The following is an 18,358-nucleotide window of genomic DNA, read 5'->3' on the forward strand; positions in this document are numbered from 1 at the left end:
CGGATCAGGCGCCCGCGGGTGCGGAAGCGAAATCGGGGCTGCGCCTCGGAACCGGGCGGGGGCGGTCCAGGCCGAGGGCTTCCAGCATTGGACGGAATTTGCTCCAGGTTTCTTCCAATTCCGCGGCAGGATCGGAGCCGGCGACGATTCCGCAGCCTGCATAAAGCCGTACGTCAGTGGAACTTTCAATCACGGCTCCCCGGAGGGCGATGCCCCATTCCCCGTTCCCGGCAGCGTCCATCCAGCCGACAGGTCCTGCATAGGGGCCGCGGTCCATGTGTTCAAGCTCACTGATGAGTTCCTCCGCCACTCCGGTGGGGGACCCGCAGACCGCAGCGGTGGGGTGCAGTGCTTCGACCAGGGTCAGCGGCGTGGGGACCCGTCCGTTCCCGTCCTGCGCCAGTTCGGCCGTGACGTCGGAGGCCAGATGCCAGACGTTGGGCAGTTCGAGGATGAACGGCTCGCTGTGGGACGTCATTGAGGAGGTGAAGGGTTCCAGGGAACCGGTGAGCGAGTCGATCGCGATCTGGTGTTCATGCTGCTGTTTGGCGGAACCTGCAAGCACGCGCCGGGCGTAATCGGGGTCATCCTCGGGGGCAGTGGCGCGGTCGAGGGTGCCGGCCAGCACGCGCGCCTCTGCCGTGCCGTTCTCCACCCGGATCAGCATCTCCGGGGTGGAGCCGATCAGGCCGTCCACGGCGTAGGTCCAGCAGTCCCGGTAACGTACGGCCAATTCACGCAGAACCTGCGAAGCCACCAGGGGTCTGCCCAGTTTTACGGCAATGTCACGGGCCAGGACAATCTTGCTGATGTCTCCGGCAGCGACGTGGGCCACCGAGCGCGCCACGGCATTCTTCCATTCCGCCTCGCTCAGCATGCCGGGGCGGACCTCGTCCGCGGAATCGCTGTCCCGGTAGAGCGGCAGATCCTCCAAGTAGCCGGCAAGTGCGGCCTTCGCGGTCTCGGCGTTGAGCGTCACCCCGGGATCTGCGGTGGTGTACGTGACCCAGCCTTCGCCGTCGCGCAGGCCGACGACGATCTCCGGAACCACCAGTCGGGATTCAAACGGGGACCGCTTGGAAAACGCAAAGGAGCCGAAAGCGACAATGCCGGTGCCCGGAGCCTGCAGCCCGTCGTCGACGTCGGCTTCGGCCAGGACGGACCGCCACCAATCCTGTGCCCGGGCAAAGCGGTCGGGGCCGCTGCCGGCGAAACGGGCTGCTTCGCCGAAGCCCACGAGCCCCTCCTGGCGCCGGATCCAACACAATTGCTCATCGAGTACCAGATACTCCAGGAGGCCAATAGTGGACGAAAGCTCACCGAGGGGCACGGTCACAGAACGCAGGGTGGTCATAGTGGTTCCACAGTACTCCGCCGCCGTTGCAGCCCTGATATCGGTACCCGCGGCTGAGAGGAACCAGACAACACGGCGGCCGGTTCGGCGGCCCTGACATTGTTTGAGACAATGTCAGGGTGAACCGCGCATCGTTGGAAAAACGCCCGGATGAAGTTGCTGCCATGTTTGACGACGTGGCACCTAAATACGACGTCGTAAACGACGTGCTGTCCCTCGGACAGACACGCCGCTGGCGCCGGATTGTGGTGGACGCCGTCGGCGCCGTGCCCGGCCAGCGGGTCCTGGACCTCGCCGCCGGCACCGGCACCTCAAGCGAGCCCTACGCCGACGCAGGGATCGACGTCGTGGCCTGCGACTTCTCCCTCGGCATGCTCAAGGTGGGCAAGCGGCGCCGCCCGGACATCGACTTTGTTGCCGGCGATGCCACCAACCTGCCGTTCGAGGACAACTCCTTCGACGCCTCCACCATTTCCTTCGGCCTGCGCAACGTCAACGAGCCGAAGAAGGCGCTGGCGGAAATGCTTCGCGTCACGAAGCCCGGGGGACGCCTGGTCATTGCGGAGTTCTCCTCTCCGGTGGTTCCCGTGTGGCGCACCATGTACACCGAGTACCTGATGCGGGCCCTTCCGCCCATCGCCCGCAAGGTCGCATCCAACCCTGACGCGTACGTCTACCTCGCGGAATCCATCCGTGCCTGGCCGAACCAGGACGGCCTGGCCGCCTGGATCGCCGAAACCGGGTGGAAGGATGTTGCCTACCGCAACCTTACCGGCGGCATCGTTGCCGTCCACCGCGCCGTCAAGCCCGGAGGACATCCGGCAAAGTGAAGGTCCTTATTGTCGGTGCCGGCCCCGCCGGTTCCACAGCTGCGTACTATCTCGCCTCCGCCGGGGTCGACGTCACCGTTCTGGAAAAGACCGCCTTTCCCCGCGAGAAGGTCTGCGGGGACGGCCTGACACCCCGTGCCGTCCGCGAAATCCAGTACCTCGGCCTGCCGCACGACGAGGCGGAAGGCTGGCGCAGGAACAAGGGGCTGCGCCTCATTGCCGGCGGCCGGACCCTTGAACTGCCGTGGCCGGTGCTTTCGGACTTCCCCGACTACGGCCTGATCCGCACCCGTCTCGGTTTCGACGAGGAACTTGCCCGCCATGCGCAGGCTGCCGGAGCGAAGATCCTCGAGCGGCATACCGTGGTCTCCGCCATCCGCGGCGACGACGGACGTGTCGAGGGCGCCGTTGCCAATGTCCTCGACGAGGACGGCAGGCGCACCGGCGAACAGCGGGAGTTCTTCGCCGACGTCGTCCTGGCCGCCGATGGAAACTCGAGCCGAACCGCCTTGAGCCTGGGCATCGAAAAGCGCGACGACCGCCCCATGGGCGTGGCTGTGCGCACCTACTTCGAGAGTCCGCGCACGAACGACGACTGGATGGAAGGCTGGCTCGAGCTCCCCGATGCCTCCGGTAACCCGCTGCCCGGTTACGGCTGGGTCTTCGGTGTGGGGGACGGAACGTCCAACGTGGGCCTGGGCATCCTGAACTCCTCCAAGGAATTCGGCAAGCTGGACTACCGTAAGGTCCTGCGGGACTGGACCGCCGGCATGCCGGCGGAATGGGGCTTCACACCGGAAAACCAGATTGGCGAGATCCGTGGTGCTGCCCTGCCCATGGGCTTCAACCGCACCCCGCATTACTCGCCGGGCCTGCTCCTGCTCGGCGACGCAGGCGGCATGGTCAGCCCGTTCAACGGCGAAGGCATCTCCTACGCCATGGAATCCGCCCGTTTTGCCGCTGAACACATCATCGAGGGGCAGGGGGCAGCCCTCGTTCCCGGACTGCTCACCTCACGTGCCGCGTTCGACGTCGAACTGCGCGGCTATGCCGGACACATCCGCGAAGAGTGGGGAAGCCACTTCACGCTGGGCCGTATCTTCGCTGCCATGATCGGCCGACCGGCGGTCATGAAACTGGCGCTGCGTACGGGAATGCCGATTCCCGTGCTCATGCGGTTCGTGGTGCGGATGCTCGCCAACCTCACGGACCGCAGTTCCAAGGGCATAGAGGATAGAGTGATTGCCTTACTGGAAATGCTGGTTCCGGCGGCAGACAACCAGGAAACGCCGGGAACCCGCCGCCCGCCCCTGCAGCGCCAGTGACGTTCAACGCCCGTTACGTCCACCCGTTCCGACAAATAGTGAGTCTTGAACAGTGACTGAATCCACCAATACCGGCCCGGAGACCGCGCCGAGCACTTCCGCCCTGCCGCCGGGATTCGCCCTGCTGGCGGAGGACCCGAGACTCGGCCCGTCGATGGCCGCATCCCTGGAACAGGTGGAACTGCGGCTGCGTGAGGCCGTGGCCAACTCCGATCCCTTCGCGGATACCACTTCCCGCCACCTCGTGGAGGCCGGCGGCAAGCGGATCCGTCCGTTGCTGACCCTGCTGGCCGCCCACCTTGGAGCGGAGGAGGCACCGGACAAAGTCATCCAGTCTGCCGTGGTGGTGGAACTGACGCACCTTGCCACGCTCTACCACGACGACGTGATGGACGAAGCGCCTTACCGCCGCGGTGCACCCACGGCGCACGAGGTCTGGGGCAACTCAGTGGCAGTGCTCACCGGGGACCTGATTTTCGCCCGTGCTTCCAGCCTGGTGTCCGAACTGGGCGGTCCGGCGCTGGCCATCCAGGCGCACACGTTCGAGCGGCTGTGCCTGGGCCAGCTGCACGAAACCGTGGGCCCTGCCGACGGCCAGGATCCCCTGGAGCACTACCTCTCCGTGATTGCCGACAAGACCGGATCCCTGATTGCCGCGTCCGGGCAGTTCGGTGCCTTGTTCTCCGGTGCCGGCCAGGACGTCATTGACATCATGGTCGAATACGGCGAAAAGGTAGGCATCGCTTTCCAGCTGGCCGACGACGTCATTGACGTCACCGGGGCGCAGGTCAAGTCCGGGAAGACTCCCGGCACCGATCTGCGTGAAGGCGTTCCCACCCTGCCCGTGCTGCTGCTCCGCCGTGCCGCTGCCGGCGGGGACACCGATGCCGCAGCCGTGCTGGAACTGGTGGAGAGGGACCTCAGCTCGGACGAGGCCCTGGCTGAAGCAGTGGCTGCACTGCGCAGCAGCCCGGTGACCGAGCAGGCCTGGGCAGTGGCACGCGGCTGGTCCGAAGAGGCAGTCGCCGCGCTGGCTCCGCTGCCGGACTCAGTGGTGAAGGAAGCGCTGGCCGCCTTTGCCCGGGCAGTGGTCAACCGGGAAGTGTAGCGGCCAGCCGGGTGTTCCGGGCCCGGCCTCCGGCCCCGGGAGTCGGCCGGGCGTGCCGGGCCGGGATCCACGCCCGGCGGATCCGTCCCCCTGCCAGTGCTTCCGCCTACAGGACGGCGCGCAGCTCTGCTGCTTTCCGGGCGCGGACGGCGGGCGGCACGATGGGCCGTTTGGGCGTGAAGTACAGGCCGTCGTCGGTCCAGCGCGGCAGCACGTGCTGGTGATAGTGCCAGACATGCTGGCTCCCTGCGGGCTCGTTGTGCTGCCGGGTGGTGACGCCGTCGGGGTTCCACGCCTTCTTGATGGCCACCGCCATGTCCCGCGTGACCAGCATGATCCGCGCCGCGACGTCGTCGGGCAGTTCATACAGCAGTTCGTAGTGCTTCCGCGGCGTGACCAGGACGTGGCCCGGCTCCGGGTCGAAGCCGTGGGAGGCGATGAAAGCCAGCACCAGGTCGTCGGAGTAGATCAGGTCTCCGGGCTCGCACAGGTTGCCGGGATACCGGAGCTCGCCTGAGGCCAGATCGCAGAACGGGCACTCGTAGCCCTCCGGCGCGTGGCTCTGCCAGGTTTCTTCGCGGAAAACATCCCTCATTGAAGGCTCAGTCCTCATCCTCTTCGAAAACCCACTCGAACATGTCCAGCACGTACTCGCTCAGGGTGCCTTCCTCGCTCTGCCAGTCACCGCGGGCATTGTTGCGCCGCCAGACAATCGGGTCCGGAACATCGAGCTGGTCAGCCCGGATGCCCCAGACAAACTTCTCGTCCTCGTCCTCGAGGAACAGCAGGTAACCGTCTTCGATTTCCAGCTCGTCAGGATCCCAGAAGAAGTGGAAGGCTTCCATCAGGTCTTCGCAGCCGCCGAGGGCAAGGTAGAACTCACGCAGCACCAGCGGGATCCTGAAATCGTGGGCGGCCAGCATGGAATCGAGCTCGGGCTCGGGGATGCCGTCTTCTTCGCGCCAGTTGTCCTCAAGGTACTTGGGGACCAGGGCGCGGAATCGATCCAGGAAAATTTCACTCATGAGGTCTCCAAGCGTGCGTTGAGTGGATGTATTCCAATCCTAGCCGGGACACGGTGCCGGTCCGGACGGTGCCGGAGCTACGGCAGGCGCGTGGCGAGACCGGGGTAGTCGATGATGGTGCCGTCCGCGTCCACGGTGAGTTCGGCGGTGAATCCCCGGTTGTCGGAGCTGTAGAGGACGACGGCGTGGCCGGAGTCCGCCGAATAGGCCCGGACCTGCGAGTAGACCTGCTTCCCGGGCAGTACGCGCAGGCTGGGCATCTCGACCCAGGCCATGGTCAGCTGCGTCTCATCCGGCGGCGCGGAGTCATTCAGCAGGTCCAGCCGCAGGATCGGCATGGTATTGGTGAACGGGCACAGTCCCAGGTCACAGTCCTGTGCTTCGTCAAGGCTTCGGAGGTCTGCAATGCCGGGGGCCGGCAGGTCCGTGAGGCCGGAGGTGGTTGTCTCGGCAGTCCACCGGCCCTCGGTGCTGCGTTCGAGGCGCAGGCTCCGGGACCAGCCCGGTCCTTCCACCTCCACCACCAGCCGGCGCGTAACCCAGCCCGGAGTGGTGGACAGGGTCCAGGACGCGCGGTATTCACGGGTCACCGACGTGCCTGCGGCAGCAAGTTCCCGGTCCCGAAAGGACACCACTGCGGTGTCAGTGCGCTGCGGATCATCCTGGCCCTGCCAGCGGATGGTCCTGGCCTGCGCGGAGGTAGTCATTCCTCCACATTAACCGCCCAGTCGGCGGACATTCAGCGCCAGATAGAGGTGCACCCGGTCTGCGGTGACTGCCGGGTCGTATCCCGTCAGTTCCGCGATCTGCGTCAACCGGTAGCGGACGGTGTTGCGGTGCAGGCCCAGATCCGCTGCGACGGCGGCCACTGATCCGTTCAGGAGCAGATACGCGTCCAGGGTGGGGATCAGCTGTGCGCCGTGTTTTTCGTCGAACGCGGCCAAGGGGTCCAGGGCTTCGGCGGCAAGATCGGTGAGGGGAACATCACGGCCGGCCATCAGCAGGGAGGTCAGGTTCAGGCGTTCGGGTTCATTCACTGACGCACCGTTCCGCAACGCTTCCCGTGCCTCGTAGTAGCTCCAGCGCAGCCCTGCCGGTTCAGCGTAGGAACCGCCGATTCCTATCTTCGCTGTCAGTCCTGCGGCGAAGAGGTAGGCACTCAGCTCATCGGCTGTTTCTCGCGCCTGTGCTGCCGGAGCCACCAGTGCGAGACGGTTCTCGTGGATGGCTGCGGGCGTGCCGGTGAACTTTGCCGGCAGCGGGAGCGCAGGCAAGGCCCGGATCTGTCCGGAGGCGACCTCCACAAGGAGAACTGCCTGCCGGTTGCCGGTATCGATACCGGCTGCCTTCAACCGTGCAGCAGCCTCCGGTCCCGTGAGCAAGCCGTCCACCACGTCTCCCAGGAGCTGTCCGGTGACCGTTCTGCTGCTGGCCCGCCGTGCTGCCTGGTTGCTGAGTTCTACGCCGATAAGGCTCTGCGCATAGGCCACGATGTCCGCCTGCACGGACGGTTCGGCTATGGCCAGCGTGCAGCGGTCCCGCATTCCCGTGGGGACCGGGATCCGCCGCCAGGAGGCATTGGGCTCGGACGTGGCGAAAACAGGGGTGCCGTATTGGAAAAGGGCCACGTCGGCTTTCAACAGACGGGACAATTCCGTCAGCAGCCGGGGCAGGCCCTTGTCGCTGAGCAACGCTTCCGCCAGGATCTGGTGGGCGGAAAGCAGCTGGTGCAGCTGCGCGACGTGCTCAGCGGACTGCGCATCCGCAACAAGCTTCCCCAACGCCATGAAGGGGGTGCCGTAGGGGACCTCGAACACGGGTACGCCCAGACGGTCCGCTTCAGCCAGGAGGGGGCCGGGCACGGTCCCGTGGCTCAGGCCGGTACCGAAGCCGATGCCGAGTGCGCCGGCGCGTTTGACGCTCTGCACGAAGCGCTGCTGGGCTGCGCTGCCGCTGTGCCGCAGACCGGTGGTCAGCACTACCTCTCCTCCGCCGAGGAATGGGGAAGGATCCTCCAATTCCGTCACCGCCACCCACTGAATAGGCTCCTCGGAAAGCGCTGATGATCCGTGGCGCGTCAGTTCCAGGCCACCCGCTGCCAGCAGGTCCGAAAGTGTGATGGGCATTGCACCACTATAGGCGCAGGCCTTTAGCCGGTTGCACTGAACCTGTGGAATATGACTGTGCAGGTGGCCCTACGCATGAGAGCTGCTTCACAGTACGTTTGAGGGAATCACCTACGCAGCGCCCGCCCCGAAAGGACTTCCGGCATGGCTGAGACATTGCAGAACTTCATCAACGGGGCTTTTGTCCCGTCCCGCGGAACCGACGTGCTGGATGTGGTCAATCCGACCAACGGTGAAGTAGTCGCCGTTTCGCCGGTGTCCGTGCAGGCCGACGTCGACGCGGCCATGGACGCAGCTGCCGCTGCTTTCCGGACCTGGAAACGCACTACCCCCAGCGAGCGCCAGCGCATGCTGCTCCGTCTGGCCGATGCCTTGGAATCCAATTCCGAAGAGTTGGTGGAAGCGCAGCATCGCAACACCGGGCAGGTACGCTCCCTCATTGCTGCTGAAGAAGTAGCCGTGGGGGCGGACCAGCTGCGCTTCTTTGCCGGTGCAGCCAGACTCCTGGAGGGCAAGTCTGCCGGAGAGTACATGGAGGGCTTCACGTCCTTCATCCGCCGGGAACCGATCGGGGTTGTCGCCCAGGTGGCACCGTGGAACTATCCGCTGCTGATGGCCGTCTGGAAAATCGGTCCGGCGTTGGCAGCAGGAAACACCGTGGTGCTGAAGCCCTCCGACACCACCCCGGAATCCACGCTGGTGCTCGCCCGCCTTGCGGCCGACATCTTCCCCGCAGGCGTGCTCAACGTTGTCCTAGGCACCGGGGAGACGGGCGCACTGATGGTCGAGCACCCCGTGCCCGGCCTGGTTTCCATCACCGGCTCGGTGCGGGCCGGCGTCGCCGTGGCTTCCGGAGCCGCCAAGACCCTCAAGCGCGCCCACCTGGAACTCGGCGGCAAGGCGCCCGCGGTTGTTTTCGCGGATGCCGACCTGGACCGGACCGCCACGGCCATTGCCGAATTTGCGTTCTTCAACGCCGGCCAGGACTGCACCGCCATCACCCGCGTGCTGGTGGAGGATTCCGTGCACGACGCACTTGTGGACAGGCTCGTGGCAGCGGCGAAGGAACTGAAGACCGGCAGCGACAACGACGAGGATAACTACTTCGGCCCGCTGAACAATATCAACCACTTCAACGCGGTGAATGCCGTGATCGAGGCACTGCCCGCGCATTGCCGCGTGGAGACCGGCGGCCGGAGGGCGGGATCCAAGGGATTCTTCTTTGAACCCACCGTCATCACGGGAGCCCGCCAGGACGATGACGTGGTGCAGAAGGAAACCTTCGGTCCGGTCATCACCGTGCAGAAATTCGATACTGAAGAGCAGGCCGTGGACATGGCGAACGACGTCGAATACGCCTTGGCCTCCAGCGTCTGGACCACCAACCACGGCCGGGCGATGCGCCTGTCCCGGGACCTGGATTTCGGTGCCGTCTGGATCAACACGCACATCATGCTCACGGCCGAAATGCCGCACGGCGGTTTCAAGAGCTCCGGCTACGGCAAGGACCTTTCCATGTACGGCGTGGAGGACTACACCCGGATCAAGCATGTGATGAGCGCACTGGACGCCTAGCCAGCCATCTGTTTCCCATATTTTCTGCGGTACCTCCGAAAGGCAGCCCTATGAGTACCCCCGTTATCACCCCCAGCTACCGGCTCGAACAGCGACGCCGCGTAGTCGGCACCTTCCCGGGCCCGAAGTCCGCGGCGCTCCAGGCACGGCGCGCCGCCGTAGTGGCCAAGGGAGTGGCCTCCAGCGTCCCGGTGTACGCCGCCGACGCGGACGGCGGGATCATCGTGGACGTGGACGGGAACGCGTTCACCGACCTGGGCTCGGGGATTGCCGTGACCAGCGTGGGTGCCTCCGACCCTGCAGTCGCCGCCGCCGTGCGGGAACAGGTGGAGCACTTCACGCATACGTGCTTCATGGTGACGCCCTACGAAGGGTATGTGGCGGTTGCCGAACGCCTGGCCGAGGTGACACCGGGAGACTTCGAAAAGCGGACCGTGCTGTTCAACTCCGGTGCGGAAGCCGTGGAGAATGCCGTGAAGATTGCCCGTTCGGCCACCGGACGGGACGCCGTTGTCGCTTTCGACCATGCCTACCACGGCCGCACCAACCTCACGATGGGCCTGACCGCCAAGGCAATGCCCTACAAGACCGGCTTCGGTCCATTCGCTCCGGAAATCTACCGGATGCCCATGAGCTATCCGTTCCGTGAGGAGAACCCTGGCATTACCGGTGCAGAAGCCGCTGACCGGGCGATTCTGGCCATCGAGAAGCAGATTGGTGCAGATCAGCTGGCCGCGCTCCTGATCGAGCCCATCCAGGGCGAGGGCGGTTTCATTGTTCCCGCAGAGGGCTTCCTGCCGCGCCTTGCCGAGTGGGCAAAGGCGAACGGTGTGGTCTTCATTGCGGACGAGGTGCAGTCCGGATTCTGCCGCACCGGCGAATGGTTCGCAGTCCAGCACGAGGGAGTGGTGCCGGACCTGATCACCATGGCCAAGGGCATTGCCGGCGGCATGCCGCTCTCCGCTGTGACGGGACGCGCGGAGCTGCTCGACGCCGTTCATCCCGGAGGCTTGGGCGGTACGTACGGCGGTAACCCGGTGGCCTGTGCGGCTGCCCTGGCAGCCATGGACACCATGGTCACCCAGGATCTGGCCGGTCGGGCACGGCACGTTGAGGAGCTTGTGCTGCCCCGGCTCCAGGCGCTCGCCGTGGTCGGCGGCGTCGTCGGCGATGTCCGCGGCCGCGGTGCCATGCTTGCAATGGAGTTCGTCGTGCCCGGGACGAAGGTGCCCGACGCCGACGCCGCGAAGGCTGTTGCGGCGGCTTGCCTTCAGGAGGGCGTCATTGTGCTGACCTGCGGGACGTACGGCAACGTGATCCGGCTGCTGCCTCCGCTGACGATCGGGGACGAGCTGTTGCTTGACGCGCTGGACGTGCTGGAGGCTGCGGTCCGGGCGCAGGGCTGATACCGGCATGCGCGGGGCTGGCCCCCGTGGGGCAGAGCTGGTACCGGCGCCCGCCGCACTCCACGCTGCCGGCTATGAAGGTGGCTCGCCGACCATGAAGGCGGGCCGCCGAGCATGAAGGACCTGCCGGCTTAGAAGGGCCTGTCGGCTTAGCGGCAGGCCATGCCGGCCTGTCGGCTTAGAAGGCCCTGTCGGCTTAGCGGCAGGCCATGCCGGCCTGTCGGCAAAGGCCGGCGACCAGGGCCTCCAGGCCGGCGTCAAACGCCGCATCCGCCGCGCGGCCTTCCTCCCTGCCCAGTTGTTCCTGCACTGCGGCCGTGAACAGCGGGCTCTGCGCTGCCAGGGTTCCGGTGTCGAAGATGTCCTGCGGCGCCACTGCGTCGTATGCGGACCCGTAGATGAAGGACTCCAGGGCCACAATGGCGGGCACCACCTGCTCCCGCGGCCACCCCGCGCGAAAGAAACCCTCAGTGACGGCCTCATACATCGCCAGGGTACGGGGTGCGCCGCGGACCTGCAGGACGGCGATCACCGGGATCAGGGGGGTGTGCCGGGCAAATACGTCGCGGTAGGAACGGGCCCAGATGCGGACGGCCTGCTCCCAGGGAAAATCGTGGAAACAGGACGTGTCCACCCCGGCCATGACAAAGTCCTGGATCCACTGCAGGACCTCCGCCTTGGACTCCACATGGTTGTAGAGGGCAGACGGTGCCACGCTCAGCCGCCGGGCCAACGCGGACATGGTCAGCCCGTCATAGCCTCTGGCCCTGATGACAGCGAGCGCGGCAGCCGTGATCTTCTCCGGCGTCAGCACGCGCTTCGGGGGACGCCCCGCTGCCCGCCGTGCAGGTACCTGCCTTGTCATCCGCTTCCATTCCGTCCGAGCCTCAGAAATGCCGGGCCTGCCTGCCGCCGGAAAGTGCGGCTAAGAAAGACCCGATCCTTAATATTCACACAACCCCTTCCCCTCCTGAGTGACGGGCGCTACAGTTCCACTCAAATAAATGAATCTCATTCATTTATTGCGAAGCTGCATCTGAGTCTTTAGGAGCAGCCCTGAGCTAAGTGCGGCCTGTTGAGCAGCCGCAGGGAAGGAATGCGTGGAAACACTGGAACGTGACGTTGTGATCATCGGAGCAGGTCCGTCAGGACTCTCCGCTGCACGGGCGCTGAAGGCCGGCGGGTTGAGCGTGGCCGTCCTGGAGGCACGGGACCGCGTGGGTGGCCGGACCTGGACGGATACGGTCGACGGCGCCCTCCTAGAGATCGGCGGCCAGTGGATCTCTCCGGACCAGACCGTGCTTGCGGCACTGGTGGAGGAGCTGGGCCTGGAAACCTTCGCCCGCTATCGCGACGGGGAATCGGTCTACATTTCGGCCGACGGAACCCGGCGCACGTACACCGGGGATATGTTTCCGGTGGGGGAGCAGACGGAGAAGGAAATGCTCCGGCTGATCCAGCTCCTGGACACCCTGGCCGCGGAAACCGATCCCGCCGCACCGTGGGAGCACCCAAGAGCACGCGAACTGGATACCGTTTCCTTCCATCACTGGCTGCGCGCGCAGTCCGCGGATGAGGAAGCCTGCAACAACATCGGTTTGTTCGTGGCCGGAGGCATGCTGACGAAGCCGGCCCACGCCTTCTCCGCATTGCAGGCGGTGCTCATGGCAGCCTCCGCCGGCTCCTTCTCCAACCTTGTGGATGAGGACTTCATCCTGGACCGCCGGGTGGCCGGGGGTATGCAGCAGGTCTCCGAACGGATGGCCGCGGGCCTCGCCGGGGATGTCTTCCTCTCCAACCCCGTGCGCTTCCTGCGCTGGCCGGGACAGGAAGGAACGGCGCACGACGGCGTGACCGCCGTTGCGGACTCGGTCTCGGTCCACGCACGGTACGCGGTGATGGCCGTGCCGCCCAATCTCTATTCCCGGGTTTCTTTTGAGCCGCCGCTTCCGCGCCGCCAGCACCAAATGCACCAGCACCAGTCCCTGGGCCTGGTCATCAAGGTCCACGCCGTGTATCCCACGCCTTTCTGGCGCGAAAAAGGACTCTCCGGCACCTGCTTCGGTGCCGGCGAGCTAGTCCAGGAGGTCTACGACAACACCAACCACCAGGATCCGTGGGGAACCCTGGTGGGCTTCGTCTCCGATGAAAAAGCAGACCGGATGTTCGAACTGTCCGCAGAAGACCGCCGCCGGGCCATCCTGTCATCTATCGCCGCGTTCCTGGGCAGCGAGGCATTGACGCCGGAGGTGTACTACGAGTCCGACTGGGGTTCGGAGGAGTGGACACGCGGTGCCTATGCGGCCAGTTATGACCTGGGCGGCCTGCACCGCTACGGCCGCGATCAGTTGACTCCGGTAGGCCCGGTCTACTGGTCCTCCTCGGACCTCGCCGCCGAGGGTTATCAGCACGTGGACGGAGCGGTGCGGATGGGCCTGAGGACGGCGGAAAAGATCCTGGCCGCAGCGGGCAGAAGCTGAAGGGGTGCCACCGTGCGCTACGTCGTCGGATACCCAGCCCATGACCAGGGCCGGGATGCCCTGAACCTCACTGCTGTCCTGGCCCGCACCCGGCACGCCGGGCTGGACCCGGTCCTCATGGAGCCCGGGTACTCGCCTTACACAGCGGTCTACCCGCCGCAAAGCTCCAGCCGGCCGGCCCAAAACCGTCGGCTGCTTCTGCGCACTACCGCCAGCGAGGTGGTGCGCCGCCTTCCGATACCCACGGTGGTTGTTCCCGCAATAACAGGCACGACTCCGCCGACGGCCCACAACACACAACAGAGGTGACCGAATGAGCTCCAGCAGTGCAGTAGTGCCCGCCCCCGGAGATGAAGGCGGAAGCGGCCTGAGCCGTAAGGGACTGAAACCGGGCTCCGTGGGCCTGCTTGGCGCCGTCGTGATCGGCGTATCCTGCATCGCCCCGGCCTACACGCTCACTGCGGGGCTGGGGCCTGCGGTCTCCGAGGTGGGCGTCCAGCTCCCTGCGATCTTCCTGGTCGGGTTCATCCCGATGATCCTGGTGGCCCTGGGCTATCGGGAACTGAACAATGCAATGCCGGATTCGGGGACCTCCTTCACCTGGGCCACGCGGGCCTTCGGGCCTTGGGTGGGCTGGATGGGCGGCTGGGGACTGATTGCAGCCACCATCATAGTGCTGTCCAACCTGGCCGCAGTGGCCGTGGACTTCTTCTACCTCCTGCTCGCACAGGCCACCGGGAATGACTCCCTCGCGGACCTAACCACCAACCTTCCGTTGAACATCCTCACCACGTGCCTGTTTATTGCCGGTGCCTGCTGGATCTCCTACCGCGGCATCGAAACCACCAAGACCTTCCAATATGTGCTGGTGGGCTTCCAAGTGCTCGTCCTGGGCTGGTTCGCCGCGGCGGCATTCATCCACGTGGCCAACGGCACGGCCTTCGACGCCACAGCCATCACCGCTGAATGGTTCAACCCCTTCGCCGTGGAGTCCTTTTCGGCCTTCGCGGCCGGGGTTTCACTGTCCATTTTTGTGTACTGGGGCTGGGACGTCACGCTGACCATGAATGAGGAAACCCGCAACCCGGGCAAGACTCCCGGACGGGCGGCCACGGTGACGGTTTTCGTGATTGTCCTGATCTACATGACCGTTGCCTTGTCAACGCTCGCCTTTGCCGGTGTGGGCGAGGGGGAGCTGGGTGCCGGCAACCCGGAGAACCAGGAGAGTATCTTTGCGGTCCTGGCCGGCCCGGTCATGGGACCGTTTGCCATCCTGATGTCCTTGTCCATCCTCAGTAGTTCCGCGGCGTCGCTGCAGTCCACGTTTGTCTCTCCGGCCCGAACGCTGCTGGCGATGGGACACTACCGGGCGCTGCCGGTCCGTTTCGCCCGGATCAGCCCGGTGCGCAAGTCGCCGGGATACGCCACGGTGGCTGCCGCGCTGGCTGCTGCTGGGTTCTATGCCGTCACTCGTGTGGTTTCCGAAAACGCACTGTGGGACACCATTACCGCGCTGGGCCTGATGATCTGTTTCTACTACGGCATCACCGCCCTCGCCTGCGTCTGGTTCTTCCGTGCCGAAGCCTTCAGCTCGGTGCGCGGCTTCCTGCTGAAGTTCCTGGCTCCGCTTCTGGGCGGCGTAATCCTGTTCGTGATGTTCTTCAAGACGGCCAGTGACTCCATGGACCCCTCCTACGGTTCCGGTTCCGCTGTGGGAGGAGTCGGACTTGTCTTCGTGCTCGGTATGGGGGTTATTCTGCTCGGTGCTGTGCTGATGCTGGTGATGTACAAGGTGAACCCGGGATTCTTCCAAGGCGAAACACTGCGGAAGGGCACCGCCCAACCGGTTCCTCAGGAACTCCCATAGTCCGTGCCGCAAATCCTTCCGCTGCGGCGTTCCTGTGGTTACTGCAGTCTTTAGCCGGCGTCTCCGTCCCCGCATCTTATGCAGGGTCTGCCCCTGTCTTCACGCTCAGTCCGCGGCCGGCTCGGACGCTCACTCCGCGCCGGGATCGGAGGCTCAGTCCGCGCCGGGATCGGAAATGAAGGCGAGCCTGGATGAAAGTAGGTATTCCTGAGCAGTTCCCGGTCCGGATCGACGTACGCCGGAGGCCGGAACCATGGAACGCCGGACTGCATGGACACCTTCCAGTTCCCCTGATGGATCAGGTGGTGATGGAACGAGCACAGGAGCACTCCGTTCCCGACGCCGGTACCTCCGCCGTGCTCCCAGAAAACGACGTGGTGAGCTTCTGTCCAAGGGCCTGGGATGGTGCAGCCCGGAAAGGAGCAGCCGCGGTCGCGGGCCAACAGGGCCCTGCGAAGGTGCGGCGGGAACAGTCTGGCAGCCCGGCCCAGATCCAGCACTTGCCCCTTGGCTCCCAGCACAGCTGGAATCAGTTCCGCGTCGCAGGCCAGCCTGCGTACTTCTTCGGCAGGGATGGGTCCGGAGAATGCCGCCAGTCCCGAACCGGCAAATGGGCTGGCCGCAGTCCGGCCATCCGAACCGCAGGAGATCCGGGCTCCACCGGGGACAGCTTCCTCCCGCGTGCTGCCCCCGAGTCCACCGATGCCATGCGGATCGGCCAGGCCCGCCAGCAACGCGTCGTAACTGATGGTCACTGTCACCTGCGGGCGGAGACCTCCCGCAGCTGGCAGGCCGCCCGCAGCCAGGCCGGCACGCACTGCGCTAATAAGACCGGCCAGTAACCGCTGCGGACGACTGGGAACCGGCATCCGGGCGAATACGTCCGTTTCGGCAGCGGAACCGTCGGGACGCCGGGCCAGGTCCCGATCCCCGAAACCCTGTATGCCCGAGTTATCCGGGAGAACGGCGCGGGAAGCCGCCACGACTGGATCGGCACCGTGCGGGGATGCGCCCGCACCCGGACCCGCGGCAGCCGGGATTGAACCCGCGGCAGGCGGGGCTGGAACTGGCCCTGCGGCACTCGGGACCGAACCTGCGGCACTCGGGACCGAACCCTCGGCGGCCGGGGCTGCACCCGCCGTCACACGCGGATTGGCGCCGCTGTTCATTGCGGTGGTGAGCGCCTCGTGCTCCTCGTCCGTGCAGTAGATGTGCAGATGGTTCAGGCCGTTCCGCCGCCGGCCCGGGAAAATTCCCTGGAACCTGGCGAGCTCTTCTTCACTGGGCGGCTTTTCCTGTTCGAGGAGGGCCAGCCAGTACCGGGTGGCGCGCGTCAGGAAATCATGGTCCTGCCGGGACGCGACGTCGGTCAGCTGCTCCTCCATCGACTGAAGTACCTCAGGCTGCAGACGCGGCTCTGCTTCCAGCAGGGCAGAGACAATGAGATCGACGCCGGCTGCGGACAGTTCCCCGTCGGCGCATGCTGCAGCAAGCCGTGGAAAAGCCGGCGGCACGGCAACGCCTGGCCCCGTGCTCGAAGGCAGGACTGAAACGGACAGCTCCAACCGTCGTCGTGCCTCTGCCCGCGAGATACGCAGCCTGGAGCGCAGGAAGTCTGCTGTACTGCGGAATTCACGGAAACGGCGTCCGGAGACGCCGGACCGTTCTTCTTCGGCACCGAGCTGACCTGCGGAACCGGACCCGTCGCCGGAACCGGGCGGGACAGCCGTAACCCCGTACGTGTCTGCGGGCCGGTGCCGGTCCACCGCACCGGCCATAGCGAGCTGCACATACTGGACGTTGCGGGACAGGTTTTCGACCAGGGAAGCCACGGAGATGGCCTCGGCAAGGTCCAGAACCTGCCGGCTTTCGGCGAGGGCAGCACCGAACTCACGACAGGCGGCGAGGATCTCTTCTGCGCTCCGGACCAACCCGCTTCCGCACGCGGCAACGGGGGCCGCCTGTTCCGCCTGATCCAAGGGTTCCGCCGTCATGGCATCAGCGTGCCCCGCAGCTCACCTGCCCGCTCGCAAAATCAGCCGGGCCGGGCGCAAGGACCCGCGCCCAGTGCAGGAAATCCCGCTGTGGAGGACTAAGCGACGCCGGCAGCAGCAGCCCGCAGCCTGCGGTTGCGGCGGGGCCCGCCGATCATATCGACGGTCAGCATTACCAGTGCCAGCCAGACAAGGCCGAAGCCCGCCCAGCGCTCGGGCGGCATTGCTTCCTTGAAGACCGTCAGGGCCAGGATGAACTGCAGCGTGGGTGCCAGATACTGCAGCAGCCCCACGGTGGAGAGCGGCAGGCGGCGCGCGGCGGCACCGAAGAAGATCAGTGGTACGGCGGTTATGACGCCGGAGGCCACGAGGAGCCAGAAATGCCCCGCACCGTTGGTGGTCAGCGTGGCGGCCCCGCTCATGGAAAGCCAGATCATCACACCGACTGCGATCGGTGTCAGGACGGCCGTTTCGATCGTCAGGCTGGAGACGGCGTCAACGCGGCTTCCAACGCCCTTCTTGACCAGACCGTAGAACCCGAAGCTGAAGGCCAGTGCCAGGGCCACCCACGGCACGGTGCCGTACGCCAGTGCCAGGACCAGTACGGCGATGAACCCCACGCCCATGGCGGCCCACTGGAGCGGACGCAGCTTTTCCTTGAGCACCAGTACGCCGAGCAGGACCGAAACGAGCGGGTTGATGAAGTAGCCCAGTGCCGCTTCCACGGCGTGTGCATTAAGCACCGCCCAGGAGTACGTCAGCCAGTTCACGGCAATCAGCAGGGCAGCGCCGGCAAGGGTTCCTACCGTTCGCGGGTTCCGTCCGGCGGCCAGCATCGGTTTCCACGCCCGCATGACGGTAAGCAGAATGGCGCAGAACGCCAGTGACCAGACAATGCGGTTGGCGACGATTTCCACTGCTCCGGCCGGCTCCAGGACCATGAAATAGAGCGGAAGGAGTCCCCAGAGTCCGTAGGCACCGATGCCGAAGAGGATGCCGGGAAGGTTTTCCCTGCCGGTCGCGGGGGAGACGGAGGCCGGGGAGCCCGACGACGGCGCCGCAGCGGGCGGTCCGCCAACTGCCGAGTCCGGGGCCGCCCCTGCGGCGGGCATATCGGTACGGACGCCGCGCAGGGCGGGAACAGGCTTTGAGAATGGCACGCATGACTTAACACCCCGGCGGCTGTGCGTATTCCCACCATCCTCCTTGGGTGGTTTCCACGGTCGTTTAGACGGTGGCGAACGCGCCATTTAGAATAAATAACTGTG

Annotated in this window: 15 protein-coding genes; 7 read left to right on the plus strand and 8 right to left on the minus strand. The window is 65.7% G+C overall.

From position 1 onward, the window contains the following. Nucleotides 1-4: 4 nt before the first annotated feature. A complete protein-coding gene (locus tag AC5RT8_RS11965) occupies nt 5-1,354 on the minus strand; it encodes an isochorismate synthase (protein ID WP_494095945.1) in 1,350 nt (449 codons plus the stop codon). Between the two features lie 119 nt (nt 1,355-1,473). On the opposite strand from AC5RT8_RS11965, the gene AC5RT8_RS11970 reads away from it, so the two are divergent. Genes AC5RT8_RS11970 through AC5RT8_RS11980 form a run of 3 tightly spaced genes read left to right on the plus strand, consistent with a single transcriptional unit; the run spans nt 1,474 to nt 4,617 of the window. After that, nucleotides 1,474-2,184 carry a demethylmenaquinone methyltransferase gene (locus AC5RT8_RS11970; protein WP_494095946.1) on the plus strand — a complete coding sequence of 237 codons (711 nt, stop codon included), beginning with the start codon at nt 1,474-1,476 and terminating at the stop codon, nt 2,182-2,184. Continuing rightward, nucleotides 2,181-3,509 carry a geranylgeranyl reductase family protein gene (locus tag AC5RT8_RS11975; protein WP_494095947.1) on the plus strand — a complete coding sequence of 443 codons (1,329 nt, stop codon included), beginning with the start codon at nt 2,181-2,183 and terminating at the stop codon, nt 3,507-3,509. Before AC5RT8_RS11970 ends, AC5RT8_RS11975 begins: the two co-directional genes overlap by 4 nt. A gap of 52 nt (nt 3,510-3,561) precedes the next feature. Then, entirely contained in the window at nt 3,562-4,617 is a 1,056-nt protein-coding gene (locus AC5RT8_RS11980; protein ID WP_494095948.1) for a polyprenyl synthetase family protein, read from the plus strand. Between the two features lie 106 nt (nt 4,618-4,723). On the opposite strand, the gene AC5RT8_RS11985 is transcribed toward AC5RT8_RS11980, so the two are convergent. From AC5RT8_RS11985 to AC5RT8_RS12000, 4 genes are all read right to left on the minus strand, one after another. Next, nucleotides 4,724-5,212 carry an HIT family protein gene (locus AC5RT8_RS11985; protein ID WP_494095949.1) on the minus strand — a complete coding sequence of 163 codons (489 nt, stop codon included), beginning with the start codon at nt 5,210-5,212 and terminating at the stop codon, nt 4,724-4,726. A gap of 7 nt (nt 5,213-5,219) precedes the next feature. Beyond that, nucleotides 5,220-5,642 (minus strand): hypothetical protein, encoded by a 423-nt coding sequence (locus AC5RT8_RS11990; protein ID WP_494095950.1) that lies wholly within the window; start codon nt 5,640-5,642, stop codon nt 5,220-5,222. A gap of 77 nt (nt 5,643-5,719) precedes the next feature. Further along, entirely contained in the window at nt 5,720-6,349 is a 630-nt protein-coding gene (locus AC5RT8_RS11995) for a putative glycolipid-binding domain-containing protein (protein ID WP_494095951.1), read from the minus strand. Between the two features lie 9 nt (nt 6,350-6,358). After that, the gene (locus AC5RT8_RS12000) at nt 6,359-7,768 is read right to left on the minus strand and encodes a PucR family transcriptional regulator (RefSeq protein ID WP_494095952.1); all 1,410 of its coding nucleotides are present in this window, start codon (nt 7,766-7,768) and stop codon (nt 6,359-6,361) included. Nucleotides 7,769-7,912: 144 nt separating this feature from the next. On the opposite strand from AC5RT8_RS12000, the gene AC5RT8_RS12005 reads away from it, so the two are divergent. Continuing rightward, nucleotides 7,913-9,343 (plus strand): gamma-aminobutyraldehyde dehydrogenase, encoded by a 1,431-nt coding sequence (locus AC5RT8_RS12005; RefSeq protein WP_494095953.1) that lies wholly within the window; start codon nt 7,913-7,915, stop codon nt 9,341-9,343. A gap of 50 nt (nt 9,344-9,393) precedes the next feature. Then, entirely contained in the window at nt 9,394-10,749 is a 1,356-nt protein-coding gene (gene gabT / locus AC5RT8_RS12010; RefSeq protein WP_494095954.1) for a 4-aminobutyrate--2-oxoglutarate transaminase, read from the plus strand. Nucleotides 10,750-10,945: 196 nt separating this feature from the next. Here the strand turns inward: gabT and AC5RT8_RS12015 are convergent, their stop codons facing one another. Continuing rightward, nucleotides 10,946-11,614 (minus strand): TetR/AcrR family transcriptional regulator, encoded by a 669-nt coding sequence (locus AC5RT8_RS12015; protein ID WP_494095955.1) that lies wholly within the window; start codon nt 11,612-11,614, stop codon nt 10,946-10,948. A gap of 235 nt (nt 11,615-11,849) precedes the next feature. Between AC5RT8_RS12015 and AC5RT8_RS12020 the strand changes: the two genes are divergently transcribed. Next, nucleotides 11,850-13,229, plus strand: coding sequence for a flavin monoamine oxidase family protein (locus AC5RT8_RS12020; RefSeq protein WP_494095956.1), 1,380 nt, complete (start codon nt 11,850-11,852; stop codon nt 13,227-13,229). A gap of 313 nt (nt 13,230-13,542) precedes the next feature. Beyond that, the gene (locus tag AC5RT8_RS12025) at nt 13,543-15,096 is read left to right on the plus strand and encodes an APC family permease (protein ID WP_494095957.1); all 1,554 of its coding nucleotides are present in this window, start codon (nt 13,543-13,545) and stop codon (nt 15,094-15,096) included. Between the two features lie 50 nt (nt 15,097-15,146). Here the strand turns inward: AC5RT8_RS12025 and AC5RT8_RS12030 are convergent, their stop codons facing one another. After that, complete coding sequence (locus AC5RT8_RS12030; protein ID WP_494095958.1) at nt 15,147-17,090, minus strand: HNH endonuclease signature motif containing protein; 1,944 nt, start codon at nt 17,088-17,090, stop codon at nt 15,147-15,149. Nucleotides 17,091-17,188: 98 nt separating this feature from the next. After that, nucleotides 17,189-18,202, minus strand: a complete 1,014-nt coding sequence (rarD, locus tag AC5RT8_RS12035) for an EamA family transporter RarD (RefSeq protein WP_494096406.1) — start codon at nt 18,200-18,202, stop codon at nt 17,189-17,191. Between the last annotated feature and the right edge of the window lie 156 nt (nt 18,203-18,358).

Source organism: Arthrobacter sp. Ms25 (assembly GCF_059090365.1).

Excerpts from the sequence above, each read along its gene's own strand:
- AC5RT8_RS11990 (WP_494095950.1), bottom strand. The coding sequence starts at position 5,642 with ATGAGTGAAATTTTCCTGGATCGATTCCGCGCCCTGGTCCCCAAGTAC.
- AC5RT8_RS12015 (WP_494095955.1), bottom strand. The coding sequence starts at position 11,614 with ATGACAAGGCAGGTACCTGCACGGCGGGCAGCGGGGCGTCCCCCGAAG.
- rarD (WP_494096406.1), bottom strand. The coding sequence starts at position 18,202 with ATGCCCGCCGCAGGGGCGGCCCCGGACTCGGCAGTTGGCGGACCGCCC.
- AC5RT8_RS12025 (WP_494095957.1), top strand. The coding sequence starts at position 13,543 with ATGAGCTCCAGCAGTGCAGTAGTGCCCGCCCCCGGAGATGAAGGCGGA.
- AC5RT8_RS11985 (WP_494095949.1), bottom strand. The coding sequence starts at position 5,212 with ATGAGGGATGTTTTCCGCGAAGAAACCTGGCAGAGCCACGCGCCGGAG.
- AC5RT8_RS12030 (WP_494095958.1), bottom strand. The coding sequence starts at position 17,090 with ATGACGGCGGAACCCTTGGATCAGGCGGAACAGGCGGCCCCCGTTGCC.
- AC5RT8_RS12000 (WP_494095952.1), bottom strand. The coding sequence starts at position 7,768 with ATGCCCATCACACTTTCGGACCTGCTGGCAGCGGGTGGCCTGGAACTG.
- AC5RT8_RS11965 (WP_494095945.1), bottom strand. The coding sequence starts at position 1,354 with ATGACCACCCTGCGTTCTGTGACCGTGCCCCTCGGTGAGCTTTCGTCC.
- AC5RT8_RS12005 (WP_494095953.1), top strand. The coding sequence starts at position 7,913 with ATGGCTGAGACATTGCAGAACTTCATCAACGGGGCTTTTGTCCCGTCC.
- AC5RT8_RS11995 (WP_494095951.1), bottom strand. The coding sequence starts at position 6,349 with ATGACTACCTCCGCGCAGGCCAGGACCATCCGCTGGCAGGGCCAGGAT.
- gabT (WP_494095954.1), top strand. The coding sequence starts at position 9,394 with ATGAGTACCCCCGTTATCACCCCCAGCTACCGGCTCGAACAGCGACGC.